This is a genomic window from Promicromonospora sp. NPDC057138, from assembly GCF_042670845.1.
Classification (GTDB): Bacteria; Actinomycetota; Actinomycetes; order Actinomycetales; family Cellulomonadaceae; genus Promicromonospora.
On the sequence record NZ_JBHUUX010000008.1, the window covers coordinates 104,401 to 119,914 of the forward strand.

12 protein-coding genes are annotated in these 15,514 nt (G+C 72.2%); 8 read left to right on the forward strand and 4 right to left on the reverse strand.

Annotated features, from left to right (window positions below; translation table 11 throughout):
• The first annotated feature begins 4 nt into the window (after window positions 1-4).
• The 6 genes from ACFT2C_RS07940 (at window position 5) to ACFT2C_RS07965 (ending at window position 7,224) form a co-directional block, all read left to right on the forward strand.
• Window positions 5-889, forward strand: a complete 885-nt coding sequence (locus ACFT2C_RS07940; RefSeq protein ID WP_377206485.1) for a branched-chain amino acid ABC transporter permease — start codon at window positions 5-7, stop codon at window positions 887-889.
• Entirely contained in the window at window positions 873-1,967 is a 1,095-nt protein-coding gene (locus ACFT2C_RS07945) for a branched-chain amino acid ABC transporter permease (RefSeq protein ID WP_377206486.1), read from the forward strand. The genes ACFT2C_RS07940 and ACFT2C_RS07945 overlap by 17 nt, the downstream gene beginning before the upstream one ends.
• Window positions 1,964-2,740: an ABC transporter ATP-binding protein gene (locus tag ACFT2C_RS07950; protein ID WP_377206487.1), complete on the forward strand. Its 777-nt coding sequence runs from the start codon at window positions 1,964-1,966 to the stop codon at window positions 2,738-2,740. Before ACFT2C_RS07945 ends, ACFT2C_RS07950 begins: the two co-directional genes overlap by 4 nt.
• Complete coding sequence (locus tag ACFT2C_RS07955; protein ID WP_377206488.1) at window positions 2,730-3,518, forward strand: ABC transporter ATP-binding protein; 789 nt, start codon at window positions 2,730-2,732, stop codon at window positions 3,516-3,518. Before ACFT2C_RS07950 ends, ACFT2C_RS07955 begins: the two co-directional genes overlap by 11 nt.
• A 115-nt stretch (window positions 3,519-3,633) precedes the next feature.
• Window positions 3,634-4,680 (forward strand): ThuA domain-containing protein, encoded by a 1,047-nt coding sequence (locus tag ACFT2C_RS07960; protein WP_377206489.1) that lies wholly within the window; start codon window positions 3,634-3,636, stop codon window positions 4,678-4,680.
• Between the two features lie 186 nt (window positions 4,681-4,866).
• Window positions 4,867-7,224 (forward strand): PQQ-dependent sugar dehydrogenase, encoded by a 2,358-nt coding sequence (locus ACFT2C_RS07965; RefSeq protein ID WP_377206490.1) that lies wholly within the window; start codon window positions 4,867-4,869, stop codon window positions 7,222-7,224.
• A gap of 72 nt (window positions 7,225-7,296) precedes the next feature.
• On the opposite strand, the gene ACFT2C_RS07970 is transcribed toward ACFT2C_RS07965, so the two are convergent.
• Window positions 7,297-7,761 (reverse strand): winged helix-turn-helix transcriptional regulator, encoded by a 465-nt coding sequence (locus tag ACFT2C_RS07970; protein ID WP_377206491.1) that lies wholly within the window; start codon window positions 7,759-7,761, stop codon window positions 7,297-7,299.
• Window positions 7,762-7,834: 73 nt separating this feature from the next.
• On the opposite strand from ACFT2C_RS07970, the gene ACFT2C_RS07975 reads away from it, so the two are divergent.
• Together ACFT2C_RS07975 and ACFT2C_RS07980 are read left to right on the forward strand one after the other, a co-directional pair.
• Window positions 7,835-9,082: an MFS transporter gene (locus tag ACFT2C_RS07975; RefSeq protein WP_377206492.1), complete on the forward strand. Its 1,248-nt coding sequence runs from the start codon at window positions 7,835-7,837 to the stop codon at window positions 9,080-9,082.
• Complete coding sequence (locus tag ACFT2C_RS07980; RefSeq protein ID WP_377206493.1) at window positions 9,079-9,786, forward strand: SDR family oxidoreductase; 708 nt, start codon at window positions 9,079-9,081, stop codon at window positions 9,784-9,786. The genes ACFT2C_RS07975 and ACFT2C_RS07980 overlap by 4 nt, the downstream gene beginning before the upstream one ends.
• A gap of 170 nt (window positions 9,787-9,956) precedes the next feature.
• Here ACFT2C_RS07980 and ACFT2C_RS07985 read toward each other — a convergent pair whose 3' ends face one another.
• The 3 genes from ACFT2C_RS07985 to ACFT2C_RS07995 are packed head-to-tail and all read right to left on the reverse strand — an operon-like array spanning window position 9,957 to window position 15,488.
• Window positions 9,957-13,316, reverse strand: a complete 3,360-nt coding sequence (locus ACFT2C_RS07985; protein WP_377206494.1) for an ATP-binding protein — start codon at window positions 13,314-13,316, stop codon at window positions 9,957-9,959.
• Window positions 13,313-13,975, reverse strand: coding sequence for a DUF4194 domain-containing protein (locus ACFT2C_RS07990; protein ID WP_377206495.1), 663 nt, complete (start codon window positions 13,973-13,975; stop codon window positions 13,313-13,315). Before ACFT2C_RS07990 ends, ACFT2C_RS07985 begins: the two co-directional genes overlap by 4 nt.
• Complete coding sequence (locus ACFT2C_RS07995; RefSeq protein ID WP_377206496.1) at window positions 13,968-15,488, reverse strand: DUF3375 domain-containing protein; 1,521 nt, start codon at window positions 15,486-15,488, stop codon at window positions 13,968-13,970. The genes ACFT2C_RS07990 and ACFT2C_RS07995 overlap by 8 nt, the downstream gene beginning before the upstream one ends.
• Window positions 15,489-15,514: the final 26 nt, after the last annotated feature.

A 15,514-nucleotide genomic window follows, 5' to 3' on the forward strand; every position in this document is an offset into this window, starting at 1 on the left:
TCGCATGACCGGTGCCCTGTTCGCGCAGAGCCTCGTGCTCGGCGTCCTCCTGGGCGGGCTGTACGCCCTCCTGGCGGCGGGCCTGACGCTGTACTTCGGCGTCATGCGGGTGGTCATGATCGCGCACTCCGCGTTCCTGATCCTCGCGGCCTACCTCGCCTGGTACTTCCACGAGACCTCGGGGCTGGACCCCCTCCTGTCGCTGGTCATCACAGTGCCGCTGTTCTTCGTGGTCGGGTACGGGATGCAGCGGTTCCTGGTGTCGCGGCTGCGGCCCATCAGCCTGACCACCATGTCGGTGCTGCTGACGTTCGCGGTCGCGCTCACCATCGAGGGCCTGCTCGGGTTCGTGTGGACCGGCACGCAGCGGCGCGTCCAGCTCGGCTACTCCGGGACCAGCATCGAGGTGGCCGGCGTCAGCATCGCCGTCGTCAAGCTCATCGCGTTCGCCCTGGCGGCGATCTCGCTCGGCGTGCTGTTCGTGGTCCTGCGCAAGACGTCGTTCGGCCGCGCTCTGCGCGCCACCACGCAGCACCCGGAGGCCGCACGCCTGGTCGGCATCGACACCGACCGCGTGGCCGGGCTCGGCTTCGGGCTGGGGCTGGCCACGGCCGCCGTCGGCGGGACGGCGCTCGCGCTCGACTACACGATCTACCCGTCGCTGCACTGGCACTGGATCGGGCCGCTGATGGCGATCATCGTCGTCGGCGGGCTGGGCAGCATCCCCGGGGCCGCCATCGCGGCCCTGCTGCTGGGCGTCGCGGCGAGCCTGCTGCAGGTGCCGCTCGGCACCACCTGGGCGCAGACCGTGTTCTACCTGGCCCTGTTCGTGACCCTCATGATCCGCCCGCAGGGATTCTTCGGAGGTCGCCTTGCCCAACGCTTCTAGCCCCGCGCGAGCGCCCGGCCCGACGACGGCCGTCGCCCCCAACCGATCCGGCGGCCCGACGGCGGCGCGCGTGGCCCGGATCGCCGCCCTGCTCGCCCTCGTGGCGGTCGTGCTCCTGTTCCCGTCGCTGGCCCCCGACCCGTTCATCCTGTCCGTCGGCGTGGTGATCCTGAGCTACGCCGTGCTCGCGACGTCATGGAACCTGGTCGGCGGGTTCACGGGGTACATCTCCCTGGGCCACGCCGCCTACTCCGGGCTCGGCGGGTACGCGACGGCGCTGCTCATCCTCCGCACCGGCATGGACCCGTGGCTCGCGCTGGTCGCGGGCGGCCTGATCGTCGCCGTCGTCGCGATCCCCGTCGGCATCGCGTCGCTGCGAGTGCGGGGCGCGTCGTTCGTGATCACCTCGATAGCGCTCGTGCTGATCCTGCAGCTCACGTTCCAGAGCTGGCACACGTTCACCGGCGGCTCGAACGGCCTGCGCGTGCCGCGGCCGTTCGGCACCGAGGTGCTGCGACCCGAGCAGCACGAACGGTTCTTCTACCTGCACGCCGTGCTCCTGGCGCTCGCGCTGCTGACCTGGTGGGCGATCGAGCGGTCCCGGCTCGGCGCCGGGCTCAAGGCGATCCGCGAGGACGAGGACAAGGCCCAGGCGCTGGGCGTGCCTACGTTCGCCTACAAGCTCACCGCGCTGGTGGTGAGCGCCTTCTTCACGGCGCTGGGCGGCGGCCTGTACGCGCTGTGGTTCGGCTACCTCGACCCGATCTTCCAGTTCTCCATCCTGGTGGGCACCTACATGGTGCTCATGTCGCTGCTCGGCGGGGTGCGGAGCCTGTTCGGGCCGCTGCTCGGCGCCGTCGTCGTGGGGTACGCGGTCGAGGTGTTCAAGTCGCAGTACGGAGACACGCAGCTCCACCTGGTCGCCACCGGCATCCTGCTCGGCCTGGTCGTCCTGTTCATGCCCGACGGCGTCATCCCGGCGCTCACGTCCTTCCTGAACCGGCGCCGTCGGGCGGCATCGATCCGCGAGGTGAGCGCCGAGGAGCTGGCGAAGCAGCGCGAGGAGGCGGCCCGATGACCGACGCGACCACCCCGGTGACAAGCCCGGCGGGCAGCGCGACGCGCTCCGTCGCGACGCAGGACCTGACCAAGTCGTTCGGCGGCGTCCGCGCGATCGACGGCGCCTCCGTGGCCTTCCGCGAGGGCGAGATCAACGCCCTGATCGGGCCGAACGGCTCCGGCAAGACGACGTTCTTCAACTGCGTCACCGGCATGATCAAGCCCGACGCCGGCACGGTGACCTACCAGGACCGGGACGTGACCGGGCTGGCGCCGCACCGGATCGCCCGGTCCGGGATCGGCCGCAGCTTCCAGCTCTGCCGCGTCTTCCCGCGGCTGACGGTGCTGGAGAACGTGCTGGTCGCGGTGCAGCCGCACGGGCTGCTGCAGCGGCTGCGGGGGTCGCGCAACCCCGCCGACGTCGCCCGCGCGCGCGATCTGCTGGCCCGCGTGGGCATCGACCACCTGGAGCACGCCGAGGCCCGCGACATCTCCTACGGCCAGCAGAAGCTGCTCGAGCTGGCCGGGGTGCTCATGGGCGACCCGCACACGATCATGCTCGACGAGCCGGCCGGCGGCGTGAACCCGGCGCTGGTGGACCGGATCGCCGACCTGGTGCGCGAGCTCAACGCGGAGGGCCGCACCTTCATCATCGTGGAGCACAACATGGAGCTGGTCATGGGCCTGAGCGACCACGTCGTCGTGTTCGACCGGGGCCGGCCGATCGCGCAGGGCACCCCCGCCGTCGTGCAGGACGATCCCCTGGTCCTGGAGGCCTACCTTGGCGTCTGAACTGGTCCCCGAGCGTGCCGCCGGACCGGCCGCCGCACCGGCGTCCGAACCCCTCCTGCGGCTCACCGACGTGCAGGCAGGCTACGGCCGCGCCGCGCTCGTGCTGCGCGGGCTGTCCGTGACCGTCGCGCCGTCCAGCGTCGTCTGCCTCGTGGGGCCCAACGGCGCCGGCAAGTCGACGGTGCTCAAGGTCGCCAGCGGCATGCTCAGGCCGCGCGCGGGGCAGGTGGTGGTCGACGGCGTCGACGTCACCGGGCGCACGCCGCAGCAGCTCCTGGCCGCCGGGCTGTCGCACGTGCCGCAGGGGCACAGCGTGTTCCCCGAGATGACCGTCGCGGAGAACGTGCTGCTCGGCGCCTACACGGTGCACGACCGGGCGCTGATCGCCGAGCGCACCGAGTTCGTGACCGGGCTGTTCCCGCTGGTCGGCGAGCGATGGTCGGCCCTGGCGGGCGCGCTGTCGGGCGGGCAGCAGAAGCAGGTCGAGTTCGCGCGCTCGCTCATGGTGCGGCCCAAGGTGGTGCTCCTGGACGAGCCGTCGATGGGGCTGGATCCCAAGGCGACGGCGGTCGTGTTCGAGCAGGTGCAGCGCATGCGCGACGCCGGCACGGCGGTGCTGCTGGTCGAGCAGAACGCGCGGCGCGCGCTGGAGGCGGCCGACGTCGGCTGCGTGCTGGACCTGGGCCGCGTCCACATCACCGGCCCGGCCCCGACCCTCCTGGCCGACCCGAGACTGGCCCAGCTCTACCTGGGCGGCCGCCCGAAGGAGGTCCCCTAACCCACCCCTGCTTCCGTTGAGTGCTGGCTATTTGTTGGATCGACGCCCGATTTCCCGCAAATAGCCAGCACTCAACGGAGAGGGGCTGACAGATGGCCGTTCAAAGGAGAACGTCATGTCGATCCGGAAGATGTTCGGGAACGTCTTTGGCGGCGCGGGGCAGGCCGTGCTCGGCCTCGCCATCCTCGCCGCACTGCTGGCCGGCCTGCACCTCGCGGCGCCGACGCCGACAGCGCTGACATCGGCGGACGGCGGCCCACCGGCGTCGTCGGACCGGGCCGCCGCATCCACCGGCGATGCCTCGCCCTACCAGGACAAGCTGGCCGACTACGGCGTCTGCCGCGGCACCGACCCGGCTTGCTACAACGACTGGGACCTGCCGCGGTCCGACGACGGCGTCGTGCGCGTGCTGGTCTTCACCGCGACGGGTGTCTCCCGGCACGCGCACCTCGGGCCGCTGCTGCCCGCCGGGATGAACCCGCCGCTCACGTCCGCGCACGTCGCGCAGAACGCCGTCGTCCGCTGGGGGCAGGAGTACGGGTTCGAGGTGGACTGGACCGAGGACGTGCGCCAGCTCGACACCCCGGCGAAGCTCGCGCCGTACGACGCCGTCGTGTTCCTCAGCAACTCGCGCACCATGCTCGACGACGCGTCCCAGACGGCTCTCCTGCAGTACGTCCGGTCGGGCGGCGGCTTCGTCGCGATCCACAACACGCTCGGCGCGATGTACCACTGGCCGTGGTTCCAGGGGCTGCTCGGCGGGGCCAACTTCTACGATCATGGGCCGCACCGCGACGCGCAGGTCATCACCGTCGACCGCCGCGACGCCTCCACCCGCGACCTGCCGCCGCGGTGGGACTTCCGCGACGAGTGGTACAACCTCGAGCCGTTCCCCACGGGCGTGCGGTTCCTCGCCGAGGTGGACACCGGCACGTTCGAGAACGGCAGCGGCGTCGGCTTCAACGGGCACCCCGGGCATGCCGGCAACCACCCGGTCTCGTGGTGCCAGTACTACGACGGCGGGCGCGCCTGGGTCACCTCGCTCGGCCACGACCCGGAGGCCTGGACCGAGGACTCGACGCTCGTGGGCGCCGAGTCGTTCAAGACGCACGTGGTGGGCGGGATCCTCAGCGCGGCCGGCGCGCGCCCGTTCTGCCGGTAGGGCCCGGGCCGGCCCGGGTCTCGACAAGCTCGACCACCGAACAGCTCGACCACCGAACAGCTCGACCACCGAACAGCTCGACCACCGAACAGCTCGACCACCGAACAGCTCGACCACCGAACAGCTCGACCAGCGACACCAACGAAGCACTCCCGCAATGACGACGACGACATTCCAGGAGGCACCATGCGCACCAGACGACGATGGCGACCCGCGGTGGCCGCGATCGCGGTCACCGCGGCCACCCTGACCGGGCTGACGACGGCGACCATGACGACGGCGTCCGCCGACCCGGGCGCGGCCACTGCCGCGGCGGCCGCCGAACCGATCACCGACCCCGCGCCGGAGGAGGTCCAGTCCACGCTGGGCCTCGTCCTCGAGGAGTACGCGCAGTTCCCCAAGACCGAGCCCACCCCGGCGCCGATCGACCGCCGGCTGATGCGGCACGCGCGCATCAACGCCCTCGGCGAGCTGCCGGACGGGTCGGGCCGCACGTACGTGCCGGACCTCAACGGCCCGCTCTACTTCGTCGAGGACGGCGAGCCGCAGGTGTACCTGGACGTGGCCGCGCGGTTCGCGCCCGAGTTCTTCTCGGGCCGCGGCATGGGCAGCGGGTTCGGGTTCGTGGCCTTCCACCCGGACTTCGAGGAGAACGGCACCTTCTACACCGTGCACAGCGAGCGCCCCGGCAATGCCGGCCCGCCGCCGGACCCGACGACCTACCCGCCCCAGACGCCGACGTTCCTGCACTCGGTGGTGACCGAGTGGGTCGCCGACGACCCGGCGGCCGACGTGTTCTCGGGGACGAGCCGCGAGGTGCTGCGCCTCGGCTTCGCGGGCCAGGTCCACGCGATCCAGCAGATCGACTTCAACCCGACGGCGCGGCCCGGCGACGAGGACTACGGCCTGCTCTACCTCGCGGTGGGCGACGGCGGGCAGGGCGTCGGGACCGGCATCCCGCAGGACATGGGGACCCCGGCGGGCAAGATCCTGCGCATCGACCCGGCGGGCACCGACGGTCCGGGCGGCGCGTACGGCATCCCGCCGTCGAACCCGTTCGTCGGGACGCCCGGCGCGCTGGGCGAGATCTACGCCGTCGGCATGCGCGACCCGCACCGCTTCAGCTGGGACCAGGACGGCCGGGGCGACACGCGCATGTTCCTCGGCCACATCGGCGAGCACGCGATCGAGGCCGTCTACGACGTGCAGGCGGGCGACAACTTCGGTTGGGGCGAACGGGAGGGAAAGTACGTCTTCGACCCGGCCGACCGCTGCAACCTCTACCCGTTGCCGGAGAACGACGCCGACTTCGGCTTCACCTATCCCGTCGTGGCGTACGACCACGACCCGCCGCCCGGCTGGCCGTGCACGTCGGACAGCGGCTACGCGATCAGCGGCGGCTTCGTCTACCGCGGAGACGACCTTCCGGCCCTGGACGGCAAGTACCTGTTCACGGACCTGGTCGAGGGGCGGGTGTTCTACTCCAAGGAGTCGCAGATGCGGCGCGGCGGGCCGGAGGCGCAGATCTACGAGCTCGCGCTCTACGACACCGACGGCACCCGCAAGCGGATGCCCGACCTCACCGGCGACGAGCGGGCCGACCTGCGGATGGGCCGCGACCGCGCGGGCGACCTCTACCTCATCGCCAAGGCGAACGGGAAGATCTGGAAGGTCGTCGACACGGTGTACGCGCCGGTGCCGCAGGAGGTCCCCCGCTCGCTGCAGGGGAACGTGGTGAGCTTCTACGACTTCGAGCACCCGTTCCAGCAGGACGGGGCCGTGGAGATCGACCGCGGTGCGTCCCGCACGCACCTCAACCTGATCAACGGTGGGGAGGACATGCGAGTAGCGGACGGCGCCTACCCGGCCAGCAACAACTCGATCCGGCTCGGGCAGGTGAACCCGCTGGCCGCGGGCAACGACGACTGGAAGGCGGGCGTGTACGACGCCGAGGGGGTCGACACCCTGTCCGCCTTCAACGGGGTGGACGGGATCACGGTGATGGGCTGGGTCAAGATGACGGGCGAGAACCCGAGCCCGAACACCACCACCCCTGATCCGGACGACCTCTACAACGCCGTCGGCCTGGCGGGCGTGCTCAGCGGCGACTCCGACGGGCACGGCGTCCGCGCGCTCCTGGAGATCATCGAGGTGGACGGTGAGCTCCGCCTCGTCGCGCTCGGCCGGCGGGTCGACGGCGGCGCGTCGCAGACCTTCGCCGCCCAGGAGGACTGGCGCACCCTGCTGCCGCAGGACGAGTGGGTGCACCTGGCCGCGACCTTCGACTACACGACCGGGAAGATGGCGCTCTACCGCAACGGCGAGCGGGTGCCGGGCTTCTACACGGTCGACGGCGACCCGTGGCAGGTGGACGGCTCGGGTTCGTCGGCGACGACGCCGCGCGGGATCAAGATCGGCGGCAGCTTCCCGCAGGACACGCAGGAGCGGAACCCCTGCAACTGCTCGATGGACACCATCGAGCTGCTGGACCGCGTGGCCACCCCGAAGGAGGTCGCGGCCCAGTACCACCTGATGACGCGCTAGCCGCCCACCCGACCCCGTTGAGTGCTGGGTATTTGTGGGATTTCCAGCCTGGAACCCGCAAATACCCAGCACTCAACTGAGGAGGGCGCCCGGGCCTGCGACGACAGAGACGTCCTCCGGCGCGAGCTCTCGGCCGTCGTCGGCCACGAAGGCGAGGCGCACCGGCGCCTCCGTTTCCCGGTCGACGTAGCCGATCGAGGGCCCGAAGCCCGAGGGACGGTGCACGTCCCCCCACGCGACGAATGCCGCCAGGACCGTCTTGAGCTCAGCCCCCGCCTCGGTGAGCACGTACTCCTCGCGCTGGCGCTGACCCTCGTCGCGGTACGGCCGGCGCTCCAGCACGCCGCCGTCGACCAGGGTCTCCAGGCGGGCCGTGAGCACGTCGGGGGCGATGCCGAGGCGCGCGCGGAAGTCGGCGAACCGCGTGACGCCGAAGAACGCTTCCCGGACGACCAGCAACGTCCACTTCTCCCCCAGCACCTCCAGGCTCCGGGCCACGGAGCATCGGGCATTGCGTTCGCGGGGCGTTGTGCTCATGTCCACACCCTATCTGAGTTGTCAATTCCAACTTAGGTGCTAGGTTGGCTTCACCTACTCAGATTGGAGTCTCATGGTTTTCACATGGGCGCAGCGCGGCAGTCGCTGGGCGGCGGCCTCCGCCGTGGCACTCGCACTCTGGGCGTCGGCGGCGCCGACGCTGATCTACCCGGCCTACGCGTCCGCGTGGCACCTGACGACGGCGGTCACCACCACCGTGTTCGCCGTCTACCCCGTCGCCCTCATCGGGACGCTGCTGCTGCTCGGCGGGTTCGCGGAGACCGTCGGCACCCGGAACGCGATCCTCGCCGGCCTCGGGTTCCTGGGGCTCGGCGCCCTCACCTTTCTCCTCGCCCCGAACCTGGCGCTCCTGCTCGTCGGCCGTGCGCTCATGGGCATCGGCGTCGGCCTGAGCCTGGGTCCCGCGACCAGTGTGATCGCGTCTGCCAGGCCCGACGGCGCTCGTGACCGCACGGGCGCGATCACCGCCGGGGCGAGCGCGGTGGGCCTCATCACCGCGCTGCTCGTCGGGGGTGCGTCCGTGCAGTTCGGCCCCAGCCCGTTGCACACGGGCTACGTCGCCCTGCTCGCCGGCGCGGTCGTCGCCCTGCTCGCCGCCTGGTACCTGCCGCGCGCCGCGCGGTCGGACGCCGCGCGGTCGGACGCCGCGCGGTGGCGCCCGAGGCGGCCGTCCGTACCCCAGGACCGGCGCCCGTTCCTCGCGGGAGCGCTCGGCATCTCCGCCGCCTACGCGCTCGGCGCGATCTTCCTCGGCGTGGGCGCCCAGTTCGCGCGGGACACCGTGCGGTCCGACGACGCCTTCGTCAACGGCCTCGTCCTCGCGATCTCCGCAGCCGCGATCGGTGCCGTCGCCCTCCTCGCGGGGCGGCTCGGTGCCTCGTCGGGGCTGCGCCTCGGCGCGTTGGCCGCCGTGAGCGCGCGGGCGCTGATGATCACCGCCGGCGCCGCTCACTCGATGCCCCTCCTTGTCCTGTACTCGCTCGTCGGCGGCGCCGGCTACAGCCTCCTGTTCTCCGCCGGGGTCACGCTCGTCACCCGCAGCGCTCCCGCCGAGCATCGCGCCGCGACGACGTCGGCGGCCTACCTGATCGCGTACCTCGTCCAGGCCGCGGTCGCGCTCGGCGTCGGCGCGCTGGGCACCGCCCAGGGACTGCAGACCGCGCTGATCGCGGGCAGCGCGACCGTCGTCGCGCTCGCTCTTGCCGCCCTGCTCACCCTCCGCGCCCGGGCAACCTCGCGGGACGCGCTCCCCACCCCCACCCCGCACGACAACCTCATGAAAGCGAGCTCGTCACGATGACTACTCTCAAGAACGCCGTGGTCCTGGTCACCGGCGCGAACGGCGGCCTCGGCCGCGCGTTCGTCGCCGAGGCCCTCCAGCGCGGCGCCACCAAGGTCTACGCCACCGCCCGCACGCCCCGGGAGTGGTCCGACGCGCGCGTCGTGCCGCTGGCCCTGGACATCAACTCCCCCGAGTCGGTCGCCGCCGCGGCCGAGCAGGCCTCCGACACGACGGTCCTGATCAACAACGCAGGGATCTCCGACGCCGGGCTGCCGGTCCTGAGCACGCCGCTGGACGCCGTCCGCTCGGTCTTCGAGACCAACGTGTTCGCGCAGCTCGCGGTCACCCAGGCGTTCGCGCCGGTCCTGGCCCGGAACGACGGCGGAGGCGTCATCAACGTGCACTCCGCGCTGAGCTGGCTCGGCGTCGGAACCTACTCGGCGACCAAGGCCGCCTTCTGGTCGTTCAGCAACGCACTGCGCGTGGAGCTCCTGGGCCAGAAGACGCACCTGCTCGGCGCGCACCTCGGCTACACGGACACGCCCATGACGGCCCGCCTCGACGTGCCGAAGGAGGACCCGCGCGACATCGTGGCGGCGATCTACGACGGGCTGGAGGCCGGCGAGCCCGAGGTGCTCGCCGACGAGACGAGCCGCCAGGTCAAGCAGGCCCTGTCGGGACCGCTGCCCGCGCTGTACCCGCAGTTGCAGACGGCGAGCTGAGGCTGGCCGGTCCTGCTCCGCCTGGTCGGCGCTGCAATGGACCGAAGTCAGCGAGATCGGTCGGTTGCTCTGAGATCGGTCGGTTGATTGACCGATCTCAGAGCAAGGGACCGAAGTCGGCGAGGCGCGAGGACGGCTCGGCGGGTTGACCCCGCCGTCGCCGGCCCTGGCTAGCCCGGGTCGACCCCCGCCACGGCCTTGGTCCGGGAGCGGCCCGAGGCGTCCTTGAGGACCACGTACTTCATGTCGACGTGGGGCTCCAGCGCGCTGTACTTGTCGTTCGGCGCGCCGATGATGAGCTGGAAGCCGAGCCCGCGCCAGGCGCCGACGGCGCGGCCCGTGAACCGCGCGTCGGCCTTGATCAGGGCCTCGTCCAGGAACACCGGCGCGTACCGCGGCCGCTGCGCCCCGGCGTCGCCGAGCTGGTACCGCAGCGCCGCGCCGACGATGAACGCGACCAGCTCCTGGGACTCGCCGCCGGACTTCTCCCCGATGCCGTCGTAGTGCGCCACGTGGTTGCCGTCGAGGTCCACCTTCTCGGCGCTGAGCCGCACGTGCCGCCGCACGTCCACGAGTTCGGCGAAGTCCGGCGCGGTCCGGCGGATGCGGTCGATCACCTTGGCCATCCGCAGGTAGCGCCGCTCCCGCTCGGCGTCGGTCGCCTCCCGGGACGGCGCCTCGCGCAGGCCGCGCAGCTCCTTGCGGAACGCGCCCACGACGGCGGACTGGTTGTCGCGCGCGTCGATCCGGAGCCGGTGCTCGTCGTCGGCGAACGGCAGGTCCGCGAGGATGTCGTTGACCGGGCCGATCCGTTCCTTGATCTCGCGGACCGCGCCGGCCAGCGCGCTGTGCAGGTCGGTGAGGTCGTTCCCGGACAGGCGAAGGAGGCTGTTGCGCCACTGCGCCTCGAGCTCGTGGATGCCGTTGTTCTCCAGGTCCGTCAGGATCCGCTCGTAGTCGGCGAAGGACGCCTCCGGGTCGGCGCCCAGGTTGGGGTCCTGCCAGCGCTCCTTGAAGTTCTCGAACGTCCTGCGCAGCGCCTCGCGCGCGGTGCCGAGCGCGGTCTGGGCCGCCTCCCGGTCCGCCCTGAGCCGCTCCGTGGCCTGCCGCAGCGCGCCGTCGAAGGCCGCGAGCGCCGCGGCCGCAGCGTCGCCGCCGGTAGCGCCGTCGAGCTCGGCGGCCTGGAACAGTGCGTCGAGGTACTCGCGCTGGTCCGGCCCGACGGCGATCCCGGAGGCGTCGGCATCGTCGAGGGCCTGCTGGGCGGCGTCGACCTCGTCGGTGATCGCGGTCCAGCGCTGGTCGAGCGTCTCGGCGTGGGCCTTGGTCTTGCCAAGGTCCTGGTTGAGGTCGTCGATCGACTTTCCGAGCGTGTCGGACTGCTCACGCAGGCGGTTGATCTCGGGGTTGCCCGCGGTGACCTCCTCGATGACCTTCGCCCACCGGCCCTGCTCGGCCTCGATGGCGACGACGTCGACCTGGTCCCAGGTCAGGGCGCTGACGGTGCGGTAGGCGTCGAGCTCGTCGTCGTGCCGGTTCAGCAGGGTGTCGGCGTCGTCGACGCGTCGTTCCAGGTCGGCGAGCCGGCGTCGGGCGCGGTCGATGCGTTCGTCGAGGTCGGCCAGGGCGCGGCCGTTGGTGAAGCCGAGCACGTTGGAACGCAGGTTGCCGCCGTGAGCGCCCCGGTGGCCCTCGGACTGCTGACCCGACCGGGTGAGCGCCATCTTGTGCTGCCCGAGCTGCCCGGGGGTGTCGACGCAGACGTACGCGAAGCGCTGCGCGAGCTCGTGCTTGAGCCAGCCGGCGAACGGTCCGCTGCGCACGTCGAGCCGGCCGGGCAGGGTGCGGGAGTCGAGCCCGATGTTGTCGCGCATCCCGGTGGGCACGCCCTCGAACCGGACGCGGGTGGACGTCGGGACGCTGTCGATCGCCTTGCGGAACGCCTGGATGCGGGCGGTGTCGATCAGCATCTTGGTCGCGAAGCCGCCCAGTGCCAGGTTGAACGCGCCGCGCCAGGGCTCGAACTCGGTGCGGACCTCCAGGAGCTCGCCGACGAACGGCAGGTCCTCCGGGGTCAGCCCGGCGGCCTCGGCGAGCGCGGCCCGGGCCCGGTGCAGGTAGTCGGGGATGTTGCCGCGCCGGTCGGCGGCCGCGGACCGTTCCGCCTCCAGCTCCGCGAGCTCGGCGCGCGCGGCGTTCCGCGCGGACATCGCCTCGCCGAACGCGTCGCGCGCGGCCTTCTTGGCGCCGACGTCGTCCAGCGCGGCCCTCGCGCGGGCGGCGACCGCGGAGAACTCGGCCTCCGTGGCGGCCGAGGCGTCGAGCACGCCGAGGGCGGCGTCCAGGCGCCCACGCGCTAGTCCCACGTCGGCCAGCCGGGCGTCGACACCCTTCAGCTCGCGCTGCGCGGTGGCCAGCCGGTCGCCGCCGGACGCGCGCAGGGTCTCCTGCACGCCGTCCAGCTGGGACTTCGACGCGGCGATGCGGGCCGTGGTCTCCGCGGCGAGCGCCAACGCGTCGCGGTGGTCGGTCTGCAGGTCGTGCTCGACAGCGCGCAGCAGGTCGAGCCGCCGCTCGTGCCGCCACAGCGCCGCGGGCGACGCGGCGTCGGCGAAGGAACCGATCTCGTCGATGACGCGCAGCCGCTCGCCCGCGGCGCCGATGCCCGTGTGGTGCTCGCGGATGGACGAGAGCGCGTTGACCTGCTGGCGGGCGGTGATCATCTGCTCGCGCGTGCCGGCGAGCTCGTCGAAGTGCTCGACCACCTCGTCGGCCTTGGCCAGAGTCTCCGGCTCCTCGAGGACCATCGCCTTGTACAGGGCGTCCACGGTGGTGATCTGCTGGCCGGCCTGGATGCGGCCGAGCAGCGCCACCGCCTTGTTGCCGTCGCCGGAGGCGCCGATGCCGAGCGTCGAGTGCAACCGGGCCGTGAACTCGCGGTCGGTGTCGAAGGACGCCAGCCCCGCGTCGGTGACCGCGGGCCGTGCGAACCGCTGGGCCGCGGCCCGTTCCAGGTCGTGCAGGTCGAAGGGCCCGTCGCAGGTGGCACGCAGGGCGACGACCTCCTCCAACGTGCGGGCCGCGGCGGGGACGTACCAGGCGCGGACGGCGGTGAAGTGCGTGCCCGACTGGTCCGCCCAGGTCATCGCGATCGCCGACCAGGTGTCGCGCCCGTCGCCGCGCAGCACGCGCTGGCGGGTGCCGTCGTCGGTCCGGGACTCGTCGATCTTGCCGCGTGCGTACGAGAGGATGTTGCGCTGGTCCTTGCCGCGCGGCCGCCCGACGACGCTGCCGTTCGACGCGCCGTTGAACGGCGTGGTGTGCGGCATGAGCAGCGCGATGTAGGCGTCCATCAGTGTCGACTTGCCCGACCCCGAGCCGCCCGAGAGCAGGGTCGCGGTCGACGCCAGGCGGACCCGGTGGTGGCCGTCGTACCCGCCCCAGTTGACGAGCTGCAGGTCGCGGGCGACCCACTGCTGCCCCGTGGACGCCGCGGGGATCATCCCGAACAGGGTGTCGATCATCGTCATCGCTCGTTCTCCTGGTTCTGCTCGCGCAGCCACGCCCGCAGCTCGACGAGGCGCTCGTTGCTGAGCACGATCTCGACCAGGGGCGTGACCCGGAATCGGCCCTCGGACTCCTCCTCGATGAGCCCCTCCTTCTCCAGCCGCCGGACGGCGTTGCGGATCTCCGTCTGCCGGGCCGCGAGGTTCTTGTCGTCGGGGTCGAAGAAGGTCAGCACGGTCTGCTCGACCTCCTCGACGTCGACCCGCGCCGAGGACTCCCCCGCGCCCTGCTCCCGCTGGAAGACGGTGCGCAGGTGCACCAGGACCAGCGTCTCCGCCCGGCTGTACGGGTCGTCCTTCAGCATGATCGGGACGTCGAGCTCGGCCGAGCGCACCTGCCTCTTGTACGCGATCCCCCGGTCGTGGTCGACGACCAGGTGGATGAACAGGTCGTGCAGCCGCGACTCGATCACCTGCTGGTTCTCCAGGAGCGTGCGCCACTGCGCCCGGTTCCGCTCGGCCACCAGGAACCGGCGCTGCAGCAGCCGCACCAGCACCCGGCGCACGGCGGCGTCGAGCGTGCCCGAGTCGCCGGCGAACAGCTGGGCCGGGTCCTCCTCCATGGGGACCGGGTCGATGAACCCGTCGGCCGGTACCTGCTCCTCGACGGCGGTCTCACTCATCTGTTGTCACTTCCTTGATCTGTACCGTGACGCCGCCGAACGCGAACCGCCGGCGGGACCCGTCGGGGCGAACCGCCTCGACGAGCGCTACCTGATCGGTCTCGGTCATGCCGTCGTCGTGCGCGATCTCCAGCAGCCCGAGCAGGTCGACGGGCCGGCGGATCCGCTCGGGCGCGGCGCTGAACGCCGCGGCGAGGTCAGCGCCGCCGTCGGGCGCCCCGCCGTCGGCCCCGCCCTCGGCCGCGAACGACGCGAGGTGCTCCCGCAGCTCGGCGTAGTGCGGGCCACCCCACTCGCGGGCTCCGTCCTCCAGGTCGGTGTCCGCGCCGTCGTCCCACGCCGACAGCGGCACGGGCGGCTGCGGCGGGCTGAGGTCGCTCGTCGACTGGCGCAGGTGCGCGACGTCGGCGACGGGCAGCCGCCGCAGCGGATCGACGTCCTGGCTGCGCCGCGTGGTCGGCATCCACGTCTGGAACCCGATCATGACCTCGCGCAGCAGCTCGTCGACCTGCCGGTCGCGCAGCGGGTCGTGGTTGCGGACCTGGGTGGTGATGACGTGGGAGGCCTGCCGCTGGGCCTTGATGACCTCGGCGACGCCCTGCTCGATCCGCCGCCCGACGTCGCGCAGCTCGGCGCGCTGCTGCCCCGGCAGCCGCCCCGTGAAGCGGTGCCGCAGCACCGTGTCGAGCTGGAGCGACAGCTCGTCGATCCGCTCGGGGTCGCCGATCAGCCGCAGCGCGCCGGCGAAGGCGCGCCCCTCGGGCGTCGCGGTCATCACCTGCTCGCCGCGCTCCAGGTACTCGCGCAGCACGTCGCCCGATGGGCGCTCGTCCTGGCGCAGCGCGGTCACCACGTCCCGTTGCATCGCCCGGAGCGACTCCGCGACGCGCGCGAAGTCGGCGGGCAGCTCGCGCACCAGGTGCAGGACGTTCTCGGCCTCCTCCAGCAGCTCCTCCTCGTCCACCTCGTCGACCTCGCCCGTCCGCTGGATCCGCGTCAGCTCGGCCTGCAGCCGCTTGATCTGGCCGTCCAGCCGCGCCATCCGGACCAGCACGTCGGGGTCGGCGTCCTGGGCCAGCCGCTCCACGGCTTCCAGCAGCGTGCGGACCCGCGACTCGGAGACCCGGGCTCGCCCACCCCCGGCCCGCCCCGCGACCTCCAGCGCCCCGACGGCGTGCGCCGAGAGCTGGTACACCTCGACGTCGCCGTCGACGATCTGCCGCTTGAGCCAGCCGACGTCGGCCCACTGCCTGCACAGCTCCCGGGCGCTGCCGAGGGGGATCGCCCGGGTCCCGTCCGCGTTCAGCTCGTAGCCCTGCGCCCGCAGCTGGTCGAGCGCGTCACCGATCTCGGTGTGCGCCTCCGCCACGGGGACCGTCGGGCGCTCCGGCGTGAACACGAGCGACAGCAGCGACACCACGAGAGGTGCATACCTCCGGTGGAGCAGGTCCAGCATCGGCTCCTGGAAGGCCCGGAGCGCGCCCAGGTACGCACCCTCTGCACGAGTAATCATCGCCGGTCAGAGTACGTCGGACCGCC